Source organism: Vibrio sinaloensis, from assembly GCF_000808535.1.
GTDB classification, from domain to species: Bacteria; Pseudomonadota; Gammaproteobacteria; order Enterobacterales; family Vibrionaceae; genus Vibrio; species Vibrio sinaloensis_D.
In genome coordinates, this window is the sequence record NZ_JWLV01000017.1 from 120,580 (window position 1) to 141,387 (window position 20,808).

The 20,808-nt window shown below is 47.8% G+C and carries 20 protein-coding genes; 9 read left to right on the forward strand and 11 right to left on the reverse strand.

Annotated features, from left to right (window positions below; translation table 11 throughout):
• Position 1 precedes the first annotated feature (1 nt).
• The 4 genes from RJ47_RS11960 to RJ47_RS11975 form a co-directional block, all read right to left on the reverse strand.
• Entirely contained in the window at positions 2–1,708 is a 1,707-nt protein-coding gene (locus RJ47_RS11960) for an efflux RND transporter periplasmic adaptor subunit (RefSeq protein WP_039484022.1), read from the reverse strand.
• An 11-nt stretch (positions 1,709–1,719) separates the two neighbouring features.
• Entirely contained in the window at positions 1,720–3,063 is a 1,344-nt protein-coding gene (locus RJ47_RS11965; protein ID WP_156143319.1) for a TolC family protein, read from the reverse strand.
• An 83-nt stretch (positions 3,064–3,146) separates the two neighbouring features.
• Positions 3,147–3,551, reverse strand: coding sequence for a hypothetical protein (locus RJ47_RS11970; protein ID WP_039484026.1), 405 nt, complete (start codon positions 3,549–3,551; stop codon positions 3,147–3,149).
• 65 nt (positions 3,552–3,616) lie between these two features.
• Positions 3,617–4,048 (reverse strand): acyl-CoA thioesterase, encoded by a 432-nt coding sequence (locus tag RJ47_RS11975; protein ID WP_039484028.1) that lies wholly within the window; start codon positions 4,046–4,048, stop codon positions 3,617–3,619.
• Between the two features lie 310 nt (positions 4,049–4,358).
• On the opposite strand from RJ47_RS11975, the gene RJ47_RS11980 reads away from it, so the two are divergent.
• Complete coding sequence (locus tag RJ47_RS11980; protein ID WP_039484030.1) at positions 4,359–6,095, forward strand: methyl-accepting chemotaxis protein; 1,737 nt, start codon at positions 4,359–4,361, stop codon at positions 6,093–6,095.
• A gap of 58 nt (positions 6,096–6,153) precedes the next feature.
• Here the strand turns inward: RJ47_RS11980 and RJ47_RS11985 are convergent, their stop codons facing one another.
• Together RJ47_RS11985 and RJ47_RS11990 are read right to left on the reverse strand one after the other, a co-directional pair.
• A complete protein-coding gene (locus tag RJ47_RS11985) occupies positions 6,154–8,121 on the reverse strand; it encodes an alkyl/aryl-sulfatase (RefSeq protein WP_039484032.1) in 1,968 nt (655 codons plus the stop codon).
• Between the two features lie 113 nt (positions 8,122–8,234).
• Positions 8,235–9,149 carry a LysR family transcriptional regulator gene (locus RJ47_RS11990; protein ID WP_039484034.1) on the reverse strand — a complete coding sequence of 305 codons (915 nt, stop codon included), beginning with the start codon at positions 9,147–9,149 and terminating at the stop codon, positions 8,235–8,237.
• Between the two features lie 136 nt (positions 9,150–9,285).
• Here RJ47_RS11990 and RJ47_RS11995 point away from each other — a divergent pair, with 136 nt between their 5' ends.
• The 3 genes from RJ47_RS11995 to RJ47_RS12005 are packed head-to-tail and all read left to right on the forward strand — an operon-like array spanning position 9,286 to position 12,074.
• Complete coding sequence (locus tag RJ47_RS11995; RefSeq protein ID WP_039484036.1) at positions 9,286–9,822, forward strand: GNAT family N-acetyltransferase; 537 nt, start codon at positions 9,286–9,288, stop codon at positions 9,820–9,822.
• Positions 9,823–9,840: 18 nt separating this feature from the next.
• Positions 9,841–10,887, forward strand: coding sequence for a ribosome small subunit-dependent GTPase A (rsgA, locus tag RJ47_RS12000; RefSeq protein ID WP_039484038.1), 1,047 nt, complete (start codon positions 9,841–9,843; stop codon positions 10,885–10,887).
• 11 nt (positions 10,888–10,898) lie between these two features.
• Positions 10,899–12,074, forward strand: a complete 1,176-nt coding sequence (locus RJ47_RS12005; protein ID WP_039484040.1) for a MerR family transcriptional regulator — start codon at positions 10,899–10,901, stop codon at positions 12,072–12,074.
• Here RJ47_RS12005 and RJ47_RS12010 read toward each other — a convergent pair.
• Together RJ47_RS12010 and arfB are read right to left on the reverse strand one after the other, a co-directional pair.
• Positions 12,049–12,717 (reverse strand): START domain-containing protein, encoded by a 669-nt coding sequence (locus RJ47_RS12010; RefSeq protein WP_039484042.1) that lies wholly within the window; start codon positions 12,715–12,717, stop codon positions 12,049–12,051. The two genes, RJ47_RS12005 and RJ47_RS12010, sit on opposite strands and share 26 nt — an antisense overlap.
• Positions 12,718–12,794: 77 nt before the next feature.
• Positions 12,795–13,208 carry an alternative ribosome rescue aminoacyl-tRNA hydrolase ArfB gene (arfB, locus tag RJ47_RS12015; protein WP_005469583.1) on the reverse strand — a complete coding sequence of 138 codons (414 nt, stop codon included), beginning with the start codon at positions 13,206–13,208 and terminating at the stop codon, positions 12,795–12,797.
• A gap of 227 nt (positions 13,209–13,435) precedes the next feature.
• On the opposite strand from arfB, the gene RJ47_RS12020 reads away from it, so the two are divergent.
• Positions 13,436–13,816, forward strand: a complete 381-nt coding sequence (locus tag RJ47_RS12020) for a VOC family protein (protein WP_038187440.1) — start codon at positions 13,436–13,438, stop codon at positions 13,814–13,816.
• 34 nt (positions 13,817–13,850) lie between these two features.
• On the opposite strand, the gene RJ47_RS12025 is transcribed toward RJ47_RS12020, so the two are convergent.
• Positions 13,851–15,146 (reverse strand): alpha/beta fold hydrolase, encoded by a 1,296-nt coding sequence (locus RJ47_RS12025; RefSeq protein WP_039484044.1) that lies wholly within the window; start codon positions 15,144–15,146, stop codon positions 13,851–13,853.
• Between the two features lie 197 nt (positions 15,147–15,343).
• Between RJ47_RS12025 and catB the strand changes: the two genes are divergently transcribed.
• The 3 genes from catB to RJ47_RS12040 all read left to right on the forward strand — a co-directional run bounded on the left by catB (position 15,344) and on the right by RJ47_RS12040 (position 17,533).
• A complete protein-coding gene (catB, locus tag RJ47_RS12030; protein WP_039484046.1) occupies positions 15,344–15,976 on the forward strand; it encodes a type B chloramphenicol O-acetyltransferase in 633 nt (210 codons plus the stop codon).
• 103 nt (positions 15,977–16,079) lie between these two features.
• The gene (locus RJ47_RS12035; RefSeq protein WP_039484048.1) at positions 16,080–16,577 is read left to right on the forward strand and encodes a DUF2867 domain-containing protein; all 498 of its coding nucleotides are present in this window, start codon (positions 16,080–16,082) and stop codon (positions 16,575–16,577) included.
• A gap of 107 nt (positions 16,578–16,684) precedes the next feature.
• On the forward strand, positions 16,685–17,533 hold the full coding sequence (locus tag RJ47_RS12040) for a pirin family protein (RefSeq protein WP_038136051.1): 849 nt from the start codon (positions 16,685–16,687) through the stop codon (positions 17,531–17,533).
• Between the two features lie 8 nt (positions 17,534–17,541).
• Here the strand turns inward: RJ47_RS12040 and RJ47_RS21245 are convergent, their stop codons facing one another.
• Together RJ47_RS21245 and RJ47_RS12045 are read right to left on the reverse strand one after the other, a co-directional pair.
• Entirely contained in the window at positions 17,542–17,709 is a 168-nt protein-coding gene (locus RJ47_RS21245; protein ID WP_156143320.1) for a hypothetical protein, read from the reverse strand.
• Positions 17,678–19,534, reverse strand: coding sequence for an ABC transporter ATP-binding protein (locus tag RJ47_RS12045; RefSeq protein ID WP_039484050.1), 1,857 nt, complete (start codon positions 19,532–19,534; stop codon positions 17,678–17,680). The genes RJ47_RS21245 and RJ47_RS12045 overlap by 32 nt, the downstream gene beginning before the upstream one ends.
• A 313-nt stretch (positions 19,535–19,847) precedes the next feature.
• On the opposite strand from RJ47_RS12045, the gene RJ47_RS12050 reads away from it, so the two are divergent.
• On the forward strand, positions 19,848–20,808 hold a 961-nt coding region (locus tag RJ47_RS12050; RefSeq protein ID WP_039484052.1), incomplete at its 3' end, for an arginine deiminase-related protein.

Genomic DNA, 20,808 nt, shown 5'->3' on the forward strand with positions numbered 1-20,808 from the left:
GTTAGCCCTCTACCGCTTCAAGTTTCTTCAACTGATAGTCAGAGCCTTGTTTTTCAACTAGAAAGCGAACCGTTTGTCCTTCTTCAAATCCAGATAAGTTCACCTCTTCACCGACCGAAAAGTTCATTTCCCCCGCTTCCCAGTTCCACTCGGCGACCGGCAAGTGTTTGAGTGTGATCATGCCAAAATCCGCCATCAACATGGTGATGTCACCCGTCACCCATACTTCTGCGGCAATGATGCTGTTGTCTGCTTTGATATCGACAATCTCATACTGACCGGAATTGGTTTTCTTCATCTCAAACTCAATCGCTTGCCCTTTGTTGAGATCGCTCATGTCTACGTTTTCTGCCAGATTGAAGTTCATCACCATCCCTGGCCAGTTCCACTCTGGGACAGGCTGGTGGTTGAGGGTTAACATGCGGTGCCCTGCCATGACATCTGTGATTTCGCCTTTGGCCCACACGGTTTCAGCGGGGGGCTCTATGCCGTTGATGCGCGATAAGTCGGCCGACTGGCTCGATTCTGAGTCGAGCATAAAGTGGGCAGAAGTGACGATACGATCGTTTTGAGTCAGCCCTTGCAACACTTCAATTCTGTCGCCTGCTTCACGACCTACTTCGATACGTGCGGAGCGGTATTTGCCTTCTCCTTCAGCAAGCACGACTCGAGTCATGCCCCCTGAGCGAATCACCGCCGATTTCGCGACCGTCAGTACAGATTCGTCGCTAACAGGTTGCAGCGCAATGTTGGCAAACATGTTGGGTTTGAGCTCACCGTTTGGATTGGGGAACTTGAGGCGTACGCGCAATGTGCGAGTGTTTGGATCGAGAATGGGATAAACATAATCGACCACGCCTTGCCACTCATTGCCCGGAATCGCATCGAGTGTCATGGTTGCTTGGCTGCCCGCTTTCATCCAATGGGTTTGACGCTCGAACACCTCTGCGTCGACCCAGACATTATCGAGTGGGCCTGCGCTAATCACAGCTTGAGCAGGGGAAAGGTAACCACCTTCACGGATGTTTAGGCTGGCAATCACGCCGTCCGCGGGAGCTTTTATCTCAATGGTTTGTGAGGCTTTGCCACTGCGCTTAATGGCTTGAATTTGGCTGCGATCGACGCCAAGCGTAACTAAACGTTCAGTCGCTCCTTTCACTAAGCCACTGCGTCCGGTTCGGTAGGCGTTGAGCAGTTCTTCTTGGGCTTTTACCAGCTCTGGCGAGTACAAGCTAAACAGCACATCGCCTTTGGCTACTTTTTCCCCTACTGCGTTAATATTGAGTTTCTCAACCCAGCCAGCAACACGGACGTTGGTTTGCCATAGATGACTTTCGTCAAAGGCAATGTAACCGACAGTCTCAATGCGTGGGCTCAATGGCTCACGAAGTACGGATTCCGTTTTTACCCCCAAATTGTTTTCAACTTCAGGAGAGATTTTTACCGTGCCGGGTTTGTCATTGTCACCCGCTAAGTCTTCCGCATAGACTGGAATCAAATCCATGCCCATGGGAGATTTACCTGGCTTGTCACGCTTGTAATTGGGATCCATAGGCGCAACCCAGTAGAGCGGTTCGTTACTGTCGGCTGCGTTTGCCGATGTCATCGCCGTCATATCATGATTGGCGGAAATGAAATGCTGATTGGCTACAAAGCCGAGTGCGCCGCCAACCAGCAAGGCAAGAGTTGCCACTTGTAATGTTTTCATTGGGTTACCTTCTATTTGCTGAGTTGAGGTTGAGAAACTTGGTATTCGAAACCACCCAGCAAGGCTGCAAGATTGCTGTTGGTGATATTGAGATCGGCGATCAACCGCTCTTGTTCGACTCGAAGAGCGAGTTCGTCGGTGGTGGCTGAAATCACATCATTGAACTGCGCGGTGTTGTTTTGATAACCCCTTTCGACGGCCTTGATGCGCGCGTTCGCTTGAGGGAGAAGCGTGTCGGTATAGCGGTCGAGACGTTGCTGAAGGTTCTCGCGATCAACAAGCAGTGCATTCACTTGTGCATTCATTTGCGAAAGAAGTGAATCTTTTTGAGACTGCGCCGCCCCAACTTGATGCTGAGCCGCCGCGAGATTTCGGTCTTGGCGGTTGCCCGTAAACAGCGGAATGTCCATCGTCAAATAGGCACTGACTAGATCGGAAGCCGGTTCGCCCATCATATTGTTCGCTTGGCGGTGCGCGTACATGACTTCAACACCAAACTGGGGCGTATAGGCTTGTTCAGCGATGTCGACTTGGGTTTGGTTTGCCGCAATGTTGATGTCTGCCATTTTGACCATTGGATGCTGGTTTAAGCGGCGGTAGTGGTCGACGGAATTGGGCTCCACAATGCGCTCAAGTTTATGCCAATCGAGCTGATTGTCAGCTTGGATATTTTGCGCCGAGCGAATCCACTCAGATCCTAGCCATTCTGAGAGTTGCGAGATAATGCGGCGCTGCATTTGGCCATTGGCTTGGAGTTTTTCATCCAGTTTGGCGATCTGCAGTTGGGCATTGAGTAGATCTTGCGCTTCGCTTTTACCAATGGCGTAGTTGGTCTGAATGAAACGCTCCATCTCACGCATCAATCCTTTGTTTTGTTCAAGAATGCGTTGCGCCGACTGCTGGTAGCCAAGTTCAACCCAAAGCTGAGTGATACGGTTGACGACATCGATCTCCCGATTTTGAACTTGAGCCGCGATACCGTCGGCTTGTGTATTGGCTTTCTTTTGTTGCAGCTCTAAGGTTGAGCCGCGTTCAAATTGCTGCATCAACCCAACTGACACATTGGTCATTGGGTCTTCATCAAATTTGAAACTGTCGACAGGCAAGCCCCCAAAGCCCATTTTCAGTTTTGGGTCCATGAGCGTTGAGGCAGCCACGCCGGTTTCGCGCATGGCTTGTGACTGAGCATAAAACTGATAACGAGTCGCGTCATTGCTCAGAGCTGAGTGAATTAATTCAGGGAGTGTCGGTGGCACCAAATGCTGTTGCGTTACGGGTTGTGTTGCCGCCAAAGCATTGGACGCCCATAGTGCAGAGCTGACAGAGAGCGCTGCTATCGTCGCAATATTTTTCACAGTGTAATCCGTTGTTATGTGCAAAGCGCACGAGTAAACGACTTCTCAGTCAAGGCTGAGAAGAGGACAAAAAACGAACGGATTTACGCTATTGGGGGGCGATAGAGCGAAGCTTGGCGATAGATTGCGTGGCCATGGGCTTCTGGGTGGATCAGGGCGAGATAAGAGGTGAGGTGAGTGAGTTGGTCCTGTGGCGAAAACAATGCAAACACAGTCACGCAAACCGATCCACAGCAGTTGTGGGCCTTATCGCTACCCGAATCACATGATAGCTGCGCGGGTTGATTGGAATGCGTTTGATTGGTTTGGTGATGGCTCATCTCAGATGAAGAGGTCATCGCGCAATGCGTGGCCGCTTCGGTTTCAACGTAACTGCTTGACAGCATTTGAAACGTCATCAGTGGTGCGCTGGATGCAAAGCTCGACATCAGCATTGCGAGAATACTGAATAGAGAAATCCAAATTTTGCGAGTCAGAGAAACGCTCATATCGCACCATTAAGTCAAAAAGATTTACTGAGTATAGAGCTTACCCTAGGGTTAAGGTCAAGGGCTTAGTGTTGCTCTTCTAAATCTAATATTGCTTGCTTGACGATGTCTGGGACGAGCGCTTTGCTGTTGTTTTTAAAGTCAAACATCACACAGGTTGCTTTCCCCACGGTGCTGATTTGCTCTAGCTTTTGGCTAACAATTTGATACTCCATGGTAAAACGGTCATCTTGCAGATCCACAACGCGCGAACCAATCAGCAAGGTATCTGGGTAAGTGATGGGCAGCTTATAACGACAACTGGTTTCCCCAAGCACAGGACCAATGTGACTGTCGGCGATATTGACCAAAAGCTTGATTTTATCAAAGTACTCCAAGCGAGCGGTTTCAAAATAGCGGAAATAAACCACGTTATTCACGTGTTGGAGGGCATCCATTTCACCCCAAGCAACTGGTACTTTCGTTATAACAGGAAAGTCTTTGAGTAAATCGTCCATTATTCACCTAATCAGAATCACAACATTGAGTTTTTATTCTAATTGGTTTTAGAAGCAGAGAAGCAAAAATGTTATCAAATTGTGATCTAATGATGCGCGGTGTGTGATCACACGTCCTCTCAATGAAGTGTGGCATGGGCTGCAATTTAATAGAAGGGGGACGGTAAAAGAGACGATTGGTCATTGCGCCAACGTTTTCGCTGGCTTACCATTGTCAGCGGAACGTTATCTAACTGGTTAAATAAATTAGATATTTTCCCATCAAGGATGCAAGTTTATGCAATCTTCACTTTTAAGGATGTAAAGTGTCATGAAGAACATTTCGTTCAAGAATAAAATCGTAGTACTCATCATATCTATTATTTTTACTACGATTCTCACATCATTTATCAGCGTAAATTATTTCATTAGCCACTATATACAACGTACTGATACACAAAGCATTACTCACAGTATTGACCTCATTCAGCAGAAGCTAGAAAAGGATCTGCAAAGCAAGCTTAATCTCGCAACTAGCCTAAACTTTAGCATGATGGATATTAGTGAAACGAAAGAGAGTTCAGGCTTTTATCGTATCGTTAAAATTGTCAATGGTTATGCATTTGATGACAGTGGTAACATGAGTGATGAGGCCGCTGAGCAGTTTATCGCACAAGCGGAATCACACGGAGAAGAAATCAAGATCAGCCCCGTTACCATGATGGACGGCTTACCCGTGATTACTTTTTCAATCAAACGCTTGGATGATTCGGTCGACTTTTTTGTGCTTAACTTGACCGATCTTGGCAAGGTGATCGATGTCTACACGTATCAAGGCAGCTATGCGGAATTGACCGCAGGTAACATCAAAATCTTTTCAAACACTCAGGCGGGTAACTTTACGCCAGTAAACCGCTCGATTGAATTGGGTGAGCAAACTTGGCAACTGACCGGTTACATTGACAATGACAGCATCGCAGCCAACACCGCGTCGCTGAGTTGGAATGTGACTATTGCGCTAGCGGTAATCGGCGTCGTGATTGTTGTGTTGAGTGTGTTGCTGCTGCAGTACTCGTTCAAACCGCTAATGCGCCTGAAAGAACTGGTTGCGGATTTGGCGCAAGGAAATGGCGATTTGACTCGCCGTCTTAGCGTAGAAAAGCAAGATGAAATTGGCGAGATTTCCAGTTCGATTAACCAGTTTATCGAGAAGTTGCAGACCATGTTTATTGAGGTGTCGGACTCTTCGAAAGGTATTGATTCTGCGGTGCGTGATATTAGCCAGCAGTCATCGTCGAATTTGCATACGTTAAATCAGCACACGCAAGAGACAGAGCAAGTCATCACGGCAGTGGAAGAGATGAGCGCCAGCGCGGTCTCTATCGCCCAAAGTGCAGAAAACGCGGCCCAATTGACTGAGCAAGCAAACCGTTACTCTGAGCAATCGAAGCAAACTGTTGCCAACGCCGTTGAGAGCGTGAGCAACTTAGTTGAGCAAGTGACCTCGATGTCGTCGACCATCAGCACCATGGATGAAGACACCAAGCAAATCAGTACGGTACTGCAAGTGATTGGTGAAATTGCTGAGCAAACCAACTTACTCGCACTGAACGCTGCGATTGAAGCGGCGCGTGCTGGTGAGCAAGGTCGAGGTTTCGCAGTCGTTGCCGATGAGGTTCGCGCATTGGCCGGACGCACTCAGCAGAGCACGTCTCAGATTAATGAGATGCTGCAAAAGCTTAAAGAGACGACCAACAGTGTGGTTAATGAGATGGACGTGACGCGTCAAAGTTGTGAAGCCACCGCAGAGCATACCGAACAAGTTATGCTATCGCTCAATGAAGTGACAGACTCGGTGACCGAAATTAATGAAGTGAATATTCACGTTTCCACTTCCGCTCAGCAGCAGCGTCAAGTGACCGATGAAGTTAGCCGCAATATGGTGGCGATTCAAGACATTATTCACACGCTTAATGGCAATGCATCACAAGCCGCTGCGGTCAGTGATGAATTGAGCGGCACATCGCGCAATCTCAGCAGCGTCGTCGCCCAGTTTAAAGTGCAATAACAACAAAGCCCGCAGATTGCGGGCTTTTTTATATAACTATTTGGACATTGGGCTTGGGTTAAGGTGTTACCACGCCAAACCACATATCAAATTGGTCAAACACAGACATGAGTTTGTTGAACTCAACTTGATCAGACACTTTGAAATGACCCGCTTTGATTTCCTCTTCAAGAGTAGATTGCTTCGTCATCATGTTTTCGAATGCCTGACGTGACAGAGTAATGGTTAAGTCGGCCGCTTCAAATTGCTTGTCAGAGTAGGACTTTAATACCGAGTTACTCAAATCCATGGCGTATTGACCATCGCCTTTGACATCGATATTCACTTTGATATCTAACCCTTTCGCCGCGTCCGGTTTTACTGTGACGCCGAGATAGTTCATAAACTGATCAAACGGCATGTTTTTAGCAATCGCTGCGGTGTTCGGCGTTGCGACAGGTTTGATTCCTTCACGTAGCTCTTTAGCGCCGCCTAGGTAGTAATTGCGCCATGGGCCAGACTCGGCTTGGTACCCGAGCTGCTCCATTGCGTCCGCTTCAAGGTAACGAGCGTCCATATTGTCTGGGTTAGCAAAGGTTACGTTGTTGAGTAGCGTCACTGCCCAACGGTATTCGCCTTTCGCTATCGCGGCTTCTGCCAGTTCGATCACTTTCTCTTCGCCACCAATGGCTTCGACGTATTTGGCGCCTTGCTCTGTTGGTGTCAGCGGATTTAGGTTAGCTGGGTTACCGTCCCACCATGCGCCAAAGTAGAAGTCATAGGTCGCACGTGCGTTGTGTGACACCGTGCCGTAGTAGCCGCGGTTGTACCACTCTTTACCGAGTGAATCTGGCAACTGAATAGAAGCGGAAATCTCGTTCGGAGTGTAGCCTTTATTGGCGAGACGCAGAGTTTGGTCGTGTACAAACTTATACATATCGCGCGTTTTTTCTAGCTGATTTTGAATGTTCTCTTTGCCAAAGGTTGGCCAGTGGTGAGACGCAATCATGGTATCGGCTTTGTCACCATAGGCATGCAGAACGTCGTCGATGTACTCCGCCCAAGAGGAAGCATCACGGGTTTTGGCACCGCGCAGTGTCGAGATATTGTGCACAGTGTGCGTCATCACTTCCGCTGCCATCATGGTCTTGTACTGAGGGAAATAGAACATGAACTCCGACGGCGCTTCTGACTCTTGGGCCATGACTACCTCAAGTTTTACGCCGTCAACTTCCATCTCTTGACCGGTAATGTTGGCAATATGGGTCGGTTTGACAATACCCGGCGCACCAGACGATGTGGTTTTACCTAAGCCGCCATCGACTTGACCTTTGCGACTGGCCTCTAGCAAGTTGCCGTACATGTAGGAAGCGCGGCGCGACATGGTATTGCCTGCCATTAGGTTTTCAGCAATCGAGTGATCGAAGAAGCCTTCAGGAGCAAGAATATCGACTTTACCTGCATCGATGTCTGCTTGGCTGGTGACGCCTAAGATGCCACCAAAATGGTCAACGTGTGAGTGGGTAAAGACAACGCCAGTTACCGGAAGGGCTTCCACGTTGTCGCGCAGCAGTTTCAAGCCCGCCGCCGCGGTTTCGGGAGAGATCAAAGGATCGACTACTACCCAGCCCTTGTCGCCACGAATAAAGGACATGACGGAAAGATCAAAGCCGCGCACTTGGTAAACGCCTTCTTTGACTTTAAACAGACCATCAATGTTGTTCAGTTTGGCTTGGCGCAGCAGTGACGGGTTAATGGTGTCGGTGTTTGTGTCTTGGTCGATAAAGTCATACTTAGAGAAATCCCAAATGACGTTGCCATCGGCGTCTTTGATGGTTTTCTCTGGCCAGGTAGCAATGAAGCCACGAGAGGCATTATCAAAGTCACTTTGGTTGGCGAAGTTTAGGTATTGTTTGAGTTGTTCATTTTTCGCGATAGTGAAGTTTGATGCTTCCTTCGGCGCACTCGTGGTTGGTGCGGCGAAGCTAAGAGTTGGCGCAAGGGTAGCGATAATTGCCAATGACACGATAGATTTTTGAAGTTTCATAATTTATCTCTCTCTTTTTGGGCGAGCTGACCAGCGCTCGTCGATGGAGAGATAGTAGAACTGGCGGATTAATCAATCGATAGACCAAAGCTAAAAAGTGGATTAAGTTTTATTTAATCCACTAAGGGGTTTCGAAACTGAGCTGTGACGTTGAGTAAGGTCTCTTTGAGCCACTGATGACCGCTGTCTTGTCGCTGTGACTCGTGCCACGTCATATAGACGGGAAGGGTATTGAGCTCAAAGGGAAGGGGAAGAATCTGCATTTGGTTGGCAGGCGCTAATAGATTGGCGTGCCATTGGCTAGTCACACAGAGCCAGTCGGTTTGCGCTGCCATCATAACGGCGTTGCAGATAGAATCCGTTTTATAGACGATATTGCGTTGCGGCTGAGTATCAATACTCAGTGAATCGACGATATCTTGGTTTAATCTCTGCGTACCCCACAACAAGTGCCGCTCGGTAAAAAATTGCTGGTGGCTTATTTCTTGGCGGATTCTCGGGTGATCATGTCGGCAAATCACGACAAGTGGGAGCTCAAACAAAAGCTCGTTATGATACCCATGCTCATCCAGTGGTGTGGTGGCGAGTATGATGTCGACGCGACGCATGCGCAAATCCGCTTGACGATTAGATTCATCGGTATGCTCAATGTCGGCACTCAGCTTTACGTTTGGTGCATGCTGGTCACGATAATCAATCAAAGGCGGGACAATCATCAAGTCGAGATCTTTGTGGCTTGATAGGCGAAACGTTCGGTTGCTCAGTGACGGATTAAATTGCTGCCTCGATTTAGCGCCGTTTAACAGTAGATTAAGTGGCTCTTGAATTTCCTCATGCAACTCTACGGCAAAGTTGGTCGGGGCAATGCCACGCCCTTTGCGGATCAGCAACGGATCTTGATATTGCTCTCTAAGCCGATTCAATGCTTGGCTGACCGCTGGAGCCGTAATCCCAAGGCTGTCTGCTGCTTCATTAACACTGCGTGTTTTCATTACTACATCGAAGGTTTTGAGTAGATTGAGATCCATCTTGTTTCCTAACATCGGTCTATTACGACTCATCATAACTGGCTTAAGAGCCCGAAGAAATAATTACTCTTAGAGTCTTGACCTGTCTACAGCTTTACAGTTTATCCTCGAGCTATTATCAATTGAGGGTTATATTGTGGAATACAAACTATTTAGACCAGAACAAACGCAGCAGATTATTGAATTGTTTACGCGTACATTTAGTGACTCGGAAGGTGAGGCAGAAGGCAAGGCGATTGGTCGCCTCGTCGCAGACCTTTTAGCGACGACAAGTTGTGAAGACAGATATGTGGTGGTTGCCGAAAAGGAAAATGCGATCCTTGCGAGCATTCTGCTAACGCGTCTGAGCTATGATTCACCAGAGCAAGCATTTTTAGTCGCGCCAGTGGCGGTGGCAACTGAAGTGCAAGGTAAAGGCGTTGGTCAGGCGATTCTCAATTATGGGTTGCAGCTTCTGCGTCAAGAAGGTGTGTCACTGGCTTTTACTTACGGCGACCCGAATTACTACGCTAAGGTAGGGTTTGAAGCTGTGTTAGAAAGCGATTATGCGGCTCCGTTACCACTGAGCTATCCGCATGGTTGGTTAGCTCAATCCTTAACAGAGCAACCACTTTCTGCGATTCAGGGTTCAAGTCAGTGCGTGGCAGCATTTAACAAGCCTGAGTTTTGGTAGGCTTTTGGAGAACATCGAATGGGTAGTGAACATCCTTCATTGCAACAACTCGGCTGGAAGCCCTATTTCCAGCAGCAGTTAGACCTTACTGAGTTGGAGACGCAATCAATCGGTCGTGTCATTGAACAGCACCGAAGCCAAGTGATTGTGATGACCGATTCTGGACGTGTAACGTTAACATTGACAGCTAAGTCAGACAGAGTGTGCGTCGGCGATTGGGTCACGTTTGATGATCAACATCGACTCAGCCGAGTTCTCGAACGTCGCTCGCTGTTTCAGCGTAAAGCGGCGGGTAGCAAACTCGATACCCAGTTGATTGCCGCCAATATTGATAGTGTTTTTATCGTCTGCTCGCTCAATGATGACTTCAACTTAAACCGCATCGAGCGTTATTTGGCGTTAGCTAAAGAGGCAGAAGTTGAACCGATCGTCGTGCTGACTAAAGCGGATCAGTGTGAAGAGGTGAGTGAGAAACAGAGCAAAGTACAAAAGCTAGATCCTTTGTTGTTGGTTCACGCGATTAACGCATTGGCTCCAGAGCATCTCAACGAGCTGTCCGGTTATTGCGCAACAGGGAAAACCATCGCCCTGCTTGGATCTTCTGGTGTGGGTAAGTCGACGCTGGTCAATGGATTGATGGGTAAAGAAACCATGGCGACCGGAGCAATTCGAGAAGATGACAGCAAAGGACGACACACCACGACCTATCGTTCACTTCAATGGCTGCCACATGGCGGATTGTTGATGGACACACCGGGGATGCGCGAATTACAACTGAGTGCTTGTGAACAAGGGATCAGCGAAGCGTTTAGTGAGATTACTGAGCTTGCCGAGCAGTGTAAGTTTTCAGATTGTAGCCATACCTCAGAGCCGGGTTGCGCGATCTTACGTGCGCTAGAGGAAGGGAAACTGGAACAACGCCGTTTAGACAGCTATCTAAAGTTGATGCGCGAGCAAGCCTTCAACAGTGCAACACTGGCGGAAAAACGCGCCAAGGATAAAGCGTTTGGCAAAATGGTTAATACGGTCCAGCAACAATCTCGCTCATTCAAACAAGGGCGATAAAGGCTAGTTCAATGTATAAAATCTCTCAGCTAGGTGAGAAACTGGGGCTATCGAGGACGACTCTTCTCTATTACGAAAAGCTTGGTTTGATTAAAGGTAAGCGGTTGGACAACGGCTATCGACTTTATAGCGATAAAGATCTGCAGCGACTTCGGTTGATTCAGAAGCTACAAGCGGGTGGCTTGACGCTAAAAGAGTGCCAAGCATGTCTTGAGGAAAAGATTGAGCGCGAGATGTTGCTAAAGCGTTTGCACCAGCTAGATCAAGAAATCGCAGAAAAACAAAAGTCTCGCGAACTGCTCGCGGCATTGGTAGGCGAAGCGCCGATGACCGAATGGCATGAAAACCTTGATGATGTTGCGCCCGATGCCCATGTGGAGTGGTTAAAGAATCAGGGTTTTGATGACAAGCAAATTCAACGTTTACGCTGGCTATCGAAAGACATGAATCAGCACGATCAGTATATGGATGACTTTATGCGTGTTTTTGAGCCCTTGTCTCGCTGGGGGCCGGGAAGTGATGAAGATACCGCTAGAGCGGCCTCTCTGCTGCCTGCTTCTCACTTGGAGTTGTTGGAGATTGGTTGCGGTAAAGGACTCTCAACAGAGTGGTTAGCGAAGCATCTCACTTGTCATGTTATCGCGGTTGACAACGAACCTTCGGTACTGGAGGCACTGACGACACGCGCAATCGACAAAGGGTTTAACGACACTATCACGACGGTGTGCGCCAATATGGCATCACTTCCGTTTCAAGGGCAAAGTTTCGATGCGATTTGGGCTGAGGGATGTGCTTATCTTATGGGGTTCGAGCAAGCACTGGCAGCATGGCGACCACTACTAAAAAGCGAAGGGAGTCTCGTGATAAGTGATGCTGTGTGGTCCACAAAACAGCCAGACGCCATGGTTAAAGAGTTTTGGCAGCGAGAGTATCCTCAAATGGTGAGTGCCGAGCAGAGAATGGCAGAAGCAAAATTCGCGGGGTACGACGTCGTGGATACGTTTGCGCTCAGTGAGCAAGCATGGGATAACTATTACCACCCACTCGCGAAACGCGTGGCCGAGTTAAGGGAGTCATTGACAGATTCTTCGGTGTTGAACGACTTAGAGCATGAAATCCTAGTATCTAAAGCGCGCAAAGGGCAGGTTGACTATCAAATGTTTATTCTAAAACCGCGCTCTGTTTAGGCGACTCCTCCACATTTGGATGCTGAAAGGCTTGGTAACGTGGTAACTGAGCCTTTAGGTTTTCAAAGGTTTTACGAGTGCTCTCTTTCGCGAGCTTATTAATCAGCCAATTGGGCAGTGCGCCCCCAGGATCGGCAAAGGCTGTGTATTCAATTAGGGTGGTGCCAGAGGTGAGCTTCTGCAGTTGCCACTGAGCGTTTACCGATTCAATACGAATGTAGCCTTCTTGGAGCGGGAAAGTTGCCGGTGGCGCGTCAGTTATGGTTAAAGTAAATCCGAGCTCATCTTGCGTGTATCGGGAGTACGTGACCATGTCACGGTCTTTGGCTGGCCAAGGCGCAGAGAACTGGGTGTAGACAATGTTTTCTGTTGGCGACAGTTGATTCAATACGCGGCTTGAGCTGACGTTATCGACCCACTTCGGGACGTTTTCCGAGTCTTCCAACAGCGTTAAAAACGCCCCATAGCTGGTCGGCGTGAACATCTGCGTTTTAATCTCGACTAAGCCATCGGTATGTTCACGTGAATAAACGCTAATGCCTTCACTATCGCCCTCAAACTGCCAATAAAGGTTGCTACTTGCCAGCGAGTGAGCGCTTACGAGAAGCGCAATAAGGGCGAGAGAGCATAATGGTTTATTCATAAGACTGGACCTGAAACCCGAATTAAATCTGATGCTTATATGAATTTAGAACAGTATAGGTGGATTTGCACGAGAGGTTAATGCTTAACGCGACCACGCAATGACTTTGTTTGCGATTTGATGCTTTTGCCTTTAAGGCGGCGTTCTTTGGATGCTCGGGTCGGCTTGGTCTCACGGCGTTTTTTCTGAACCACCATCGCTGAGCGGATAAGCTCTGCGAGTCGCTCTAAGGCGTCTTCGCGGTTTTGCTCTTGCGTGCGATATTGCTGCGCTTTGATCGTAATGACGCCTTCTTTCGAAATTCTGGAATCTCGCAGCGCCAGGATCTTTTCTTTGTAGATATCTGGAAGCGTTGAATGAGGCACGCTAAATTGTAGGTGGATCGCGGAAGATACCTTATTGACGTTCTGCCCGCCCGCTCCTTGAGCTCGAATCGCCGTCAGTTGGATCTCCCAAGCTTGCAGGGTAACGGTGTTTGAGATTTTTAGCATAAGTCAGGGCGTCAACAAATAAGTATAGGGGGCTATTGTACCTTAAAGGTTAGTTCTATTGGGAGCATGGTGTTCTGGCATATTGATTTTCAATGGGCTCAAAGTCATTAACTAGGTTCCCGAAATACCGAAACTGAGACACGGATTAATCTTTGTTCAATTGCTCGGAAAACTGGCTTTGCTTCGACTAACTTAAAGGGGGAGTCGATAATAGCAAGGAGACGGTTATGCAAATGAATCCAGTTGGTTGGTTTGAAATTTATGTGGATGATATGGAACGAGCGAAAGCCTTTTACGGTGAAATGCTTGGTGTATCGTTTGAACAGCTCACTGATGAAGCGAAAGTGGGCGTCGAGATGTGGGGCTTTCCATCAAATATGGAGCAGTATGGGGCATCTGGCGCATTAGCTAAGATGAAGGGCGTATCTGCTGGTGGCAACAGTACCATGGTGTACTTTTCTTGTCAGGATTGTGCGGTTGAAGAATCGCGTGTTGAGGGCGCTGGCGGTAAGGTGGTCGCGCAAAAATTTTCGATTGGTGAGCACGGGTTTATCTCGGTTGTCTCAGACTCTGAAGGAAACACAATCGGTCTCCACTCCATGAGCTAGATTTTACGCCCCAGTTGACGCTGGGGCGTTTTCATTATTTCAATGTCGCGGCGGTTTGTTCGCCCATTGCGATTAGCGTGTCTAAGATGCGTTCGCCATCCGCACGTAATCCGTTGTGTTCATACTCATTGGTGATCCATGCTTTCGCATTGGGTATTGTCGCAAGCGTCTCACGGCTAATATCCATTTCGACAAACATGTCATCGGCATACACTGCGCAGCTGACAGGGACCTTGTTGTTCGCCAGTACATCAGCGTTGTAAAGTGGCGTCCAGTCTTGTTTTTCTGCCAATAGTTCTGCTGCTTGTTTGAGCGGTTTTAGGTTCTCATATTGATCGAACATCCAAGGGAAGACCATTTCACCGGTAAACAGGAAGGGCTTGCCAGATTGGTAGTTAAACTCGTCGCGAGTCTGTCTTACGCGGTGCGCACTCCAGTTAGACGCAAAGCCTTGACAGTAGATCGACTCATGCAAAATGGCGTAAATCGGATTGGTGTGGAAACTTTGTTCCATCAACATGCTGTTTAGAAACTCATAACGCAGTTGGGCTTTGCCGTTGATTTCCACAAAGGCGTTTTCCAATAGGTAGTAAGTGGGTAAGAAGGTGTCACTCATACCGAAGTTGATGCCAATTTGCTGGAACTGCTCAACAGTAAAGCGTTGGCCATTAGGCAAGAACTCATCGTTTTCAAGCAAATGTTCCGCGATGCGTTGGCACATCTGTTGTGCTTGCGGGAATTGCTGGAAGAAAGCTTGGTTTTTGTCCATTGTCCGTTTAAACGTTGCTTGGTAGACATCGTCAGGATGGCGAGAGATAGAAGGCACTCCACCTGTAATGTAGCTGCGCGACAAACTCTCAGGAAACAGCGATAAATAGGTCAGTGAACAGAACCCGCCGAAGCTTTGACCGAGAATGGCCCATTTCTCTACGCCTAGTTTCTCTCGAATGAATTCTGCGTCACGCACAATATTGTCCGCACGGAAATGTGCCAAATAGTCAGCTTGCTCTTGTGGTGATAGAGGGGCTAATGTCTGATGGCTGATGACGGTGCTGTTGCCCGTGCCACGCTGATCAAGCAACAAAACACGGTATTGTTGTAATGCGCGTTTGACCCAGCCATTGCAGCCGTTTTGGCGCGGAGACGGAAAGCCAGGGCCGCCTTGGAAATAGACTAGGAAGGGCTTTGCGTTATCACCATCGGCAACCAATGAAAGTTCGCGAGCAAACACTTCGATCGATCCTTGGTCTGGGTTGGCATAGTTGAGTGGCACTTGAAAATAGTGAGGAGTGTATTTGACTCCAGCATCGATAAACGGTTGAGCATTCATATTGTATTTGTACATCCGTGACGTGAGTGATGCGGTATCTTAGCGCTTTGTTGGAGTGATACCAACGTCTGTGTGAGTTTGTGTGTGCTTGGTTAGCGACAGTCGAATTGTCAGTGATCGATATCCTATTTTGCCTTATCCTCAGAGGCCAAGCCTAGGCTTGAATACGACTCATAGACAACGAAAAGAATGAAATTATGAACTATTTTGAATCCCCATTTTCAGGCAAGCCTTTGTCTGAGCAAGTGACCAATCCCAATATCTTAGTAGGGCGACATAGCTACTATTCTGGTTATTATCATGGTCATGGCTTTGATGATTGCGCACGTTACCTCAACCCTGATCGAGACGATGTTGATAAGCTGATTATTGGGAATTTCTGCTCCATTGGCTCAGGTTCGGTCTTTATGATGGCGGGTAACCAAGGCCACAGAAGCGACTGGATAAGTACCTTTCCCTTCTTCTATCAAGACGATGAGAATTTTGCCGCTGCAAGTGATGGTTTTGTGCGTGCTGGCAATACCGTTATTGGCAATGATGTCTGGATTGGTTCAGAGGCGATGATTATGGCTGGGGTGACAATTGGCGATGGTGCCATCATTGCCAGTCGAGCGGTCGTAACCAAAGATGTTGCACCCTACGAGGTAGTCGGGTCTAATCCTGCCAAGCATATCAAGTTTCGATTTTCGCCAGAGCAGATCGAGATACTACTTGAAATGCAGTGGTGGTATTGGTCAGACGAACAACTCAAAGGGGCGATGCGTCACTTATGCTCCGCAGATATTTGTGCGCTGCACGATTATTGGCGACATACCGTTGTACAAGGTTGACTCTTAAGTGAGATAGCCAAGATATTGAATCATCATTAGTATTCAATACCTTGAATGTTCGCTATGGTGAGAAATACGTGCAACAGAATGGATAATCCACGATATGTCTAAGCCGTCTTTAATTGAACCCTATCTCGAAAACGCCCATTTTTCTGACTGTTTCTCGGTGACTTTACCGAATCAGCAGCAATCTGCGTTTGAGGTTTATAAAGCGCTGATGAAAAGCTCCCCTCGTTGGGTAAATCGCCTGATGGAACTGCGAAACTTTATTGTCTCGAAGTTGGGTTTAAAGAACCTTGGCAGCATGAATGAGCTAAGTACTGATTTAGATGAAACGGCATGTAAGCCCGGCGACCGCATAGGAATTTTTACCCTAGTGTCGCTCACGCCCAATGAGGTGCTGGCGGAAGATTGCGATACGCATTTAAACGTTCGACTATCTTTTTTGCTGGTTCCAAACGGAGAGTGGGTCACCTTGTATGTAACAACGGTCGTGCACATAAAAAACTGGCTAGGTCGGGTCTATATGCTGCCAGTGGCGCCGATGCATAAGATTATTGTGCCTTCAAGCCTCAAGGCGTTAGAGCGTCAATACCTATAGCGGCCCCAGTCTTGTTCGATTTTTTCGAATAAGAGCCTCCAATCCCTTAGCTCATCATTTTGCCTCAGCCCGATACACTCATTCCTATAGTGAGAAGGAGAAGAATGATGAGCAAGTTAAGAGAAGTCACCCAAATAATCCGTTCGCACGCTACTTCAGATGGCGATGGGGTAAAAATCTCCCGTGTGGCGGGTTTCAATAACAAACACTTTTCTCCATTTCTAATGGTGGACGAGCTCAAGTCTGATCAGCGTTCAGACTATGTGGGTGGTTTTCCTCCTCATCCTCATCGAGGTATCGAGACTCTAACGTATATGATGAAGGGTCATTTTCAGCATCGCGATCACATGGGGAATGTCGGTGAGCTGAGATCAGGTGGCGCCCAATGGATGGCCGCGGGGCGAGGCGTGATTCACAGCGAAATGCCGATTATGGAAGAGGGCGATCTGCACGGATTCCAGATTTGGATAAACCAACCGGCTCGAGACAAGATGAAGCCTGCTCAGTATTTCGATTTCCAACCTGAAATGATTACCGAGAGAGAATCTTCTGAGACGGGATTACACCGTGTGCTCGCAGGGGCTCTCCATGCCGATGGTGAAATATTAAAAGGGCCGCTAGACAAAACGGGTGTTTCGTTGAGTGTGGCCGATTGGCGAGCAAGTGACAATCAAGCGTCACAGATTCAAACGCCAGAGCACTTCAATATGATGATTTATGTTTACCAAGGCGCGCTTGAGGTGTCAGGAAACTCAGTCTCAAGTGGGCAATTAGCCATCCTTTCGCAAGGCGATTTAGTTGAGCTTAAATCAACGCAAAGTAGTGGGGCACTACTGTTTTGTGGCGAACCTATCGATGAGCCGGTGGTCCATTATGGCCCGTTTGTGATGAACAGCATGGCTGAAATTGAACAGACCATTCGCGACTACAACGACGGGCTATTTGAAACCTATTAATGCCATTTTTATGCAATTGTTGCTTCAATCCACTGCTGCAGCTTTTTCGCACCGCCGCCCACACGGGCGGCTTTTTTGTGATGGTTTAACGCAAAAAAGGAAGCCGAAGCTTCCTTTTGCGTGTGATAGGCATTGATGTAAGGATTATGCAGAGAGCTCTTGAGGTGGCTCTTCATCACCAATAAACCCGCCTGTTTGATGGTTCCACAGCTGAGCGTAAATGCCACCGCTTTGCACCAACTCTTGGTGAGTGCCTTGCTCGACGACTTCGCCCTTATCAAGCACGATCAGGCGATCCATCGCTGCGATGGTAGACAAACGGTGTGCAATCGCAATAACGGTTTTTCCTTCCATCAGTTCATTCAAGCTCTCTTGGATGGCCGCTTCGACTTCCGAATCGAGCGCTGAAGTCGCTTCGTCAAGAATCAGCAATGGCGCATCTTTGAGTAACACGCGAGAGATTGCAATACGTTGACGTTGTCCGCCAGACAATTTCACGCCTCGCTCACCCACTTGAGCATCGTAACCGGTGTTGCCAAACGGGTCGCTCAGGGTTTCGATAAACTCATGAGCGTGCGCTTGCTTGGTGGCTCGCAGTAGATCGTCTTCCGTGGCATCTGGGTTGCCGTAGAGAATATTATCGCGAATCGAGCGGTGCAGCAGTGAGGTATCTTGAGTCACCATACCAATTTTCGCGCGCAGCGAATCTTGAGTAACGTCAGAAATCACTTGGCCATCAATCTTGATCTTGCCGCTTTCTACATCATGGAAACGCAGCAGTAAGTTCACTAAGGTCGATTTACCTGCACCAGAGCGTCCCACCAAGCCGACTTTTTCTCCCGGCTTAATGTTCAAGTTTAGGTTGCTAATCACCCCCTTGGTTTTATCCCCGTAGTGAAAACTAACGTTATCGAACTCGATGCCACCTTGTTCGACAGTCAGAGGTTTCGCGTTGTCCTTGTCTTGAATATCAATGGGTTTTGAAAGCGTCTTCATGCCATCAACCACGGTACCCATGTTTTCAAACAGCGCGCCGACTTCCCACATGATCCACATCGACATACCATTAATACGTAGCGCCAATGCAATCGCGATGGCTATTGAACCCACGCTGATCGAGCCATCCATCCATAGATAAATTGACAGTGCGCCGACGGAAAAGACCAATAAATAGTTGGTGATTTCTACCGCAACGTCAAAACCGGTGACTAAGCGCATTTGCTTGTACACCGTATCAAGGAAGCCTCGCATGCCTTTTTCGGCGTACTCGGTTTCGCGTTTGCTGTGGGAAAATAACTTAACCGTCGCGATGTTGGTGTAACTGTCCACAATTCGACCTGTCATGGTCGAACGCGCATCTGCTTGTTCCGAAGCGACCTTTTTCAACTTCGGCACAAAATAGATTTGGATCGCGACATAACAGCCAAGCCAAATCATCATCGGGATCATCAGACGAATATCAGCTTGCGCCAACAATACGATCATTGCGGTGAAGTAAACCGAGACATAGACAAAAACGTCCATGGTTTTCATCACGGTTTCTCTTACTGCTAGCGAGGTTTGCATCACTTTGGTTGCGACACGTCCGGCAAAATCATCTTGGTAGAAATTGATGCTCTGCTTTAACAAGTATCGGTGTGCTAACCAACGAATCGACATTGGGTAGTTACCAAGCAGGGTTTGGTGCGCCAAGAGTGAGTAACTGGTGACCAAAACTGGCATCACAACCAAAAGTAGAATGGCGTAAAAAATGAGCTCACTTTTGTTGTCTTGCCAAAATGTCTCTGGGTTGCTGGTTGATAGCCAATCTACAAGGTTACCCATGGCACCGAACAGTGACACTTCCACAATAGCAACAATCATAGCCATGAAAGACATGATGATCAGTGGAATTTCATATCCACGTGTGTAGTAACGGCAAAAGGCAAAAATACCCGTAGGGGGTTGCCCGGGTTCTTCATCGGGAAAAGGTTTGGTAAACCCTTCAAATTTCTTAAACATACATGTTTCCTAAACGCACAAATGACACTGAATGTGTCGATACGACGAGTGTGTTCGTCCATTAATGAGGAAGGCTTATCAATGGTATACGTTTCGTAATTAAAATGTAACTAGTGGAATATTCTTAATTTTGCATAATATCCAACCCAATAGAGCAAACCGTCTTTGTGGCAATAAATTTCCCTTCAATAATTTACATTAGCAGTAAATTTTGCTGAATTGAGCGTATTTACCCCCTTAACTTCAGTGATTTTTGATTTAACAATATGTCTACAATTGGCTTCATTGAGTGAGGAAAAATGAGTTTGTCACGATGTTGAAACAGCAAACCCGACTAAAAAAACAATCAGAAGTGGTTCAAAACGCTAATTGCGTAGTGATGGTGCCACCAAAAGAATTTGCGTTTAACGCGGAAACGGCGAAGGACAACGAATTCCAGCATCAGGTGAATGATACCAATGAACATATTCGTCATATGGCGATGCAAGAGTTCAACCACATGGTTGACCAGCTTCGTCATGCTGGTGTTCAGGTGGTGGTGTTTGATTACCCAACTGGTGATGTTGAAACGCCAGACGCGGTTTTCCCGAACAACTGGTTCAGCACAACACCAAGTGGAGAGCTGTTTACGTTCCCGATGGCCTGCCATAATCGCCAGCAAGAAGTCAAACCGGATGCGCTTCGAGAAACACTTGAACTGGCGGGACGCCAAGTAAGCAGTGTTGACTCTTTGACCTCTTATCTGGAGATTGACGCGCACTTGGAAAGTACCGGTGTGATGGTGATGGACCACCCAAACAAGACGATTTATGCAGCCCTTTCCCAGCGCTGCGATCGTGAAGTGCTAGAAGATTACGCAGAGCGAATTGGATATAGCCGTGTGGTCTCTTTCCAGACAGCGCTGCCTTCTGGCAAGCCGATTTATCACACCAATGTGATGATGGCGATCGGTGAGAACTTCTGTGTCATTTGCGATGAAGTGATCCCGGAGTTTGAACGTCGATTCGTGATCAAGTCATTGGCTAAAGACAAGCAAGTAATCTCCATCTCGATGGAGCAGATGAATCAATTCTGTGGAAATATACTGCAACTAGAGACCATCAATGGTGAGAAAGTGATCGCAATGTCGCAGTCAGCGTACGATGCGTTTTCGCCGGCGCAGCGCGTCCAACTCTCTACCCACGGCCGTTTGATGCCATTTAACGTCCAGACGATTGAAAACATCGGCGGGGGTAGCGTGCGTTGCATGTTGGGTGAAGTGTTCTTGCCAAGCC

Bases quoted from the DNA above. Each gene is read 5' to 3' on its own strand.
- RJ47_RS11960 (WP_039484022.1), bottom strand. From the start codon at position 1,708: ATGAAAACATTACAAGTGGCAACTCTTGCCTTGCTGGTTGGCGGCGCA.
- RJ47_RS11970 (WP_039484026.1), bottom strand. From the start codon at position 3,551: ATGAGCGTTTCTCTGACTCGCAAAATTTGGATTTCTCTATTCAGTATT.
- RJ47_RS11975 (WP_039484028.1), bottom strand. From the start codon at position 4,048: ATGGACGATTTACTCAAAGACTTTCCTGTTATAACGAAAGTACCAGTT.
- RJ47_RS11980 (WP_039484030.1), top strand. From the start codon at position 4,359: ATGAAGAACATTTCGTTCAAGAATAAAATCGTAGTACTCATCATATCT.
- RJ47_RS11985 (WP_039484032.1), bottom strand. From the start codon at position 8,121: ATGAAACTTCAAAAATCTATCGTGTCATTGGCAATTATCGCTACCCTT.
- RJ47_RS11990 (WP_039484034.1), bottom strand. From the start codon at position 9,149: ATGGATCTCAATCTACTCAAAACCTTCGATGTAGTAATGAAAACACGC.
- rsgA (WP_039484038.1), top strand. From the start codon at position 9,841: ATGGGTAGTGAACATCCTTCATTGCAACAACTCGGCTGGAAGCCCTAT.
- RJ47_RS12005 (WP_039484040.1), top strand. From the start codon at position 10,899: ATGTATAAAATCTCTCAGCTAGGTGAGAAACTGGGGCTATCGAGGACG.
- RJ47_RS12010 (WP_039484042.1), bottom strand. From the start codon at position 12,717: ATGAATAAACCATTATGCTCTCTCGCCCTTATTGCGCTTCTCGTAAGC.
- arfB (WP_005469583.1), bottom strand. From the start codon at position 13,208: ATGCTAAAAATCTCAAACACCGTTACCCTGCAAGCTTGGGAGATCCAA.
- RJ47_RS12020 (WP_038187440.1), top strand. From the start codon at position 13,436: ATGCAAATGAATCCAGTTGGTTGGTTTGAAATTTATGTGGATGATATG.
- RJ47_RS12025 (WP_039484044.1), bottom strand. From the start codon at position 15,146: ATGAATGCTCAACCGTTTATCGATGCTGGAGTCAAATACACTCCTCAC.
- catB (WP_039484046.1), top strand. From the start codon at position 15,344: ATGAACTATTTTGAATCCCCATTTTCAGGCAAGCCTTTGTCTGAGCAA.
- RJ47_RS12035 (WP_039484048.1), top strand. From the start codon at position 16,080: ATGTCTAAGCCGTCTTTAATTGAACCCTATCTCGAAAACGCCCATTTT.
- RJ47_RS12040 (WP_038136051.1), top strand. From the start codon at position 16,685: ATGAGCAAGTTAAGAGAAGTCACCCAAATAATCCGTTCGCACGCTACT.
- RJ47_RS21245 (WP_156143320.1), bottom strand. From the start codon at position 17,709: ATGAAGAGCCACCTCAAGAGCTCTCTGCATAATCCTTACATCAATGCC.
- RJ47_RS12045 (WP_039484050.1), bottom strand. From the start codon at position 19,534: ATGTTTAAGAAATTTGAAGGGTTTACCAAACCTTTTCCCGATGAAGAA.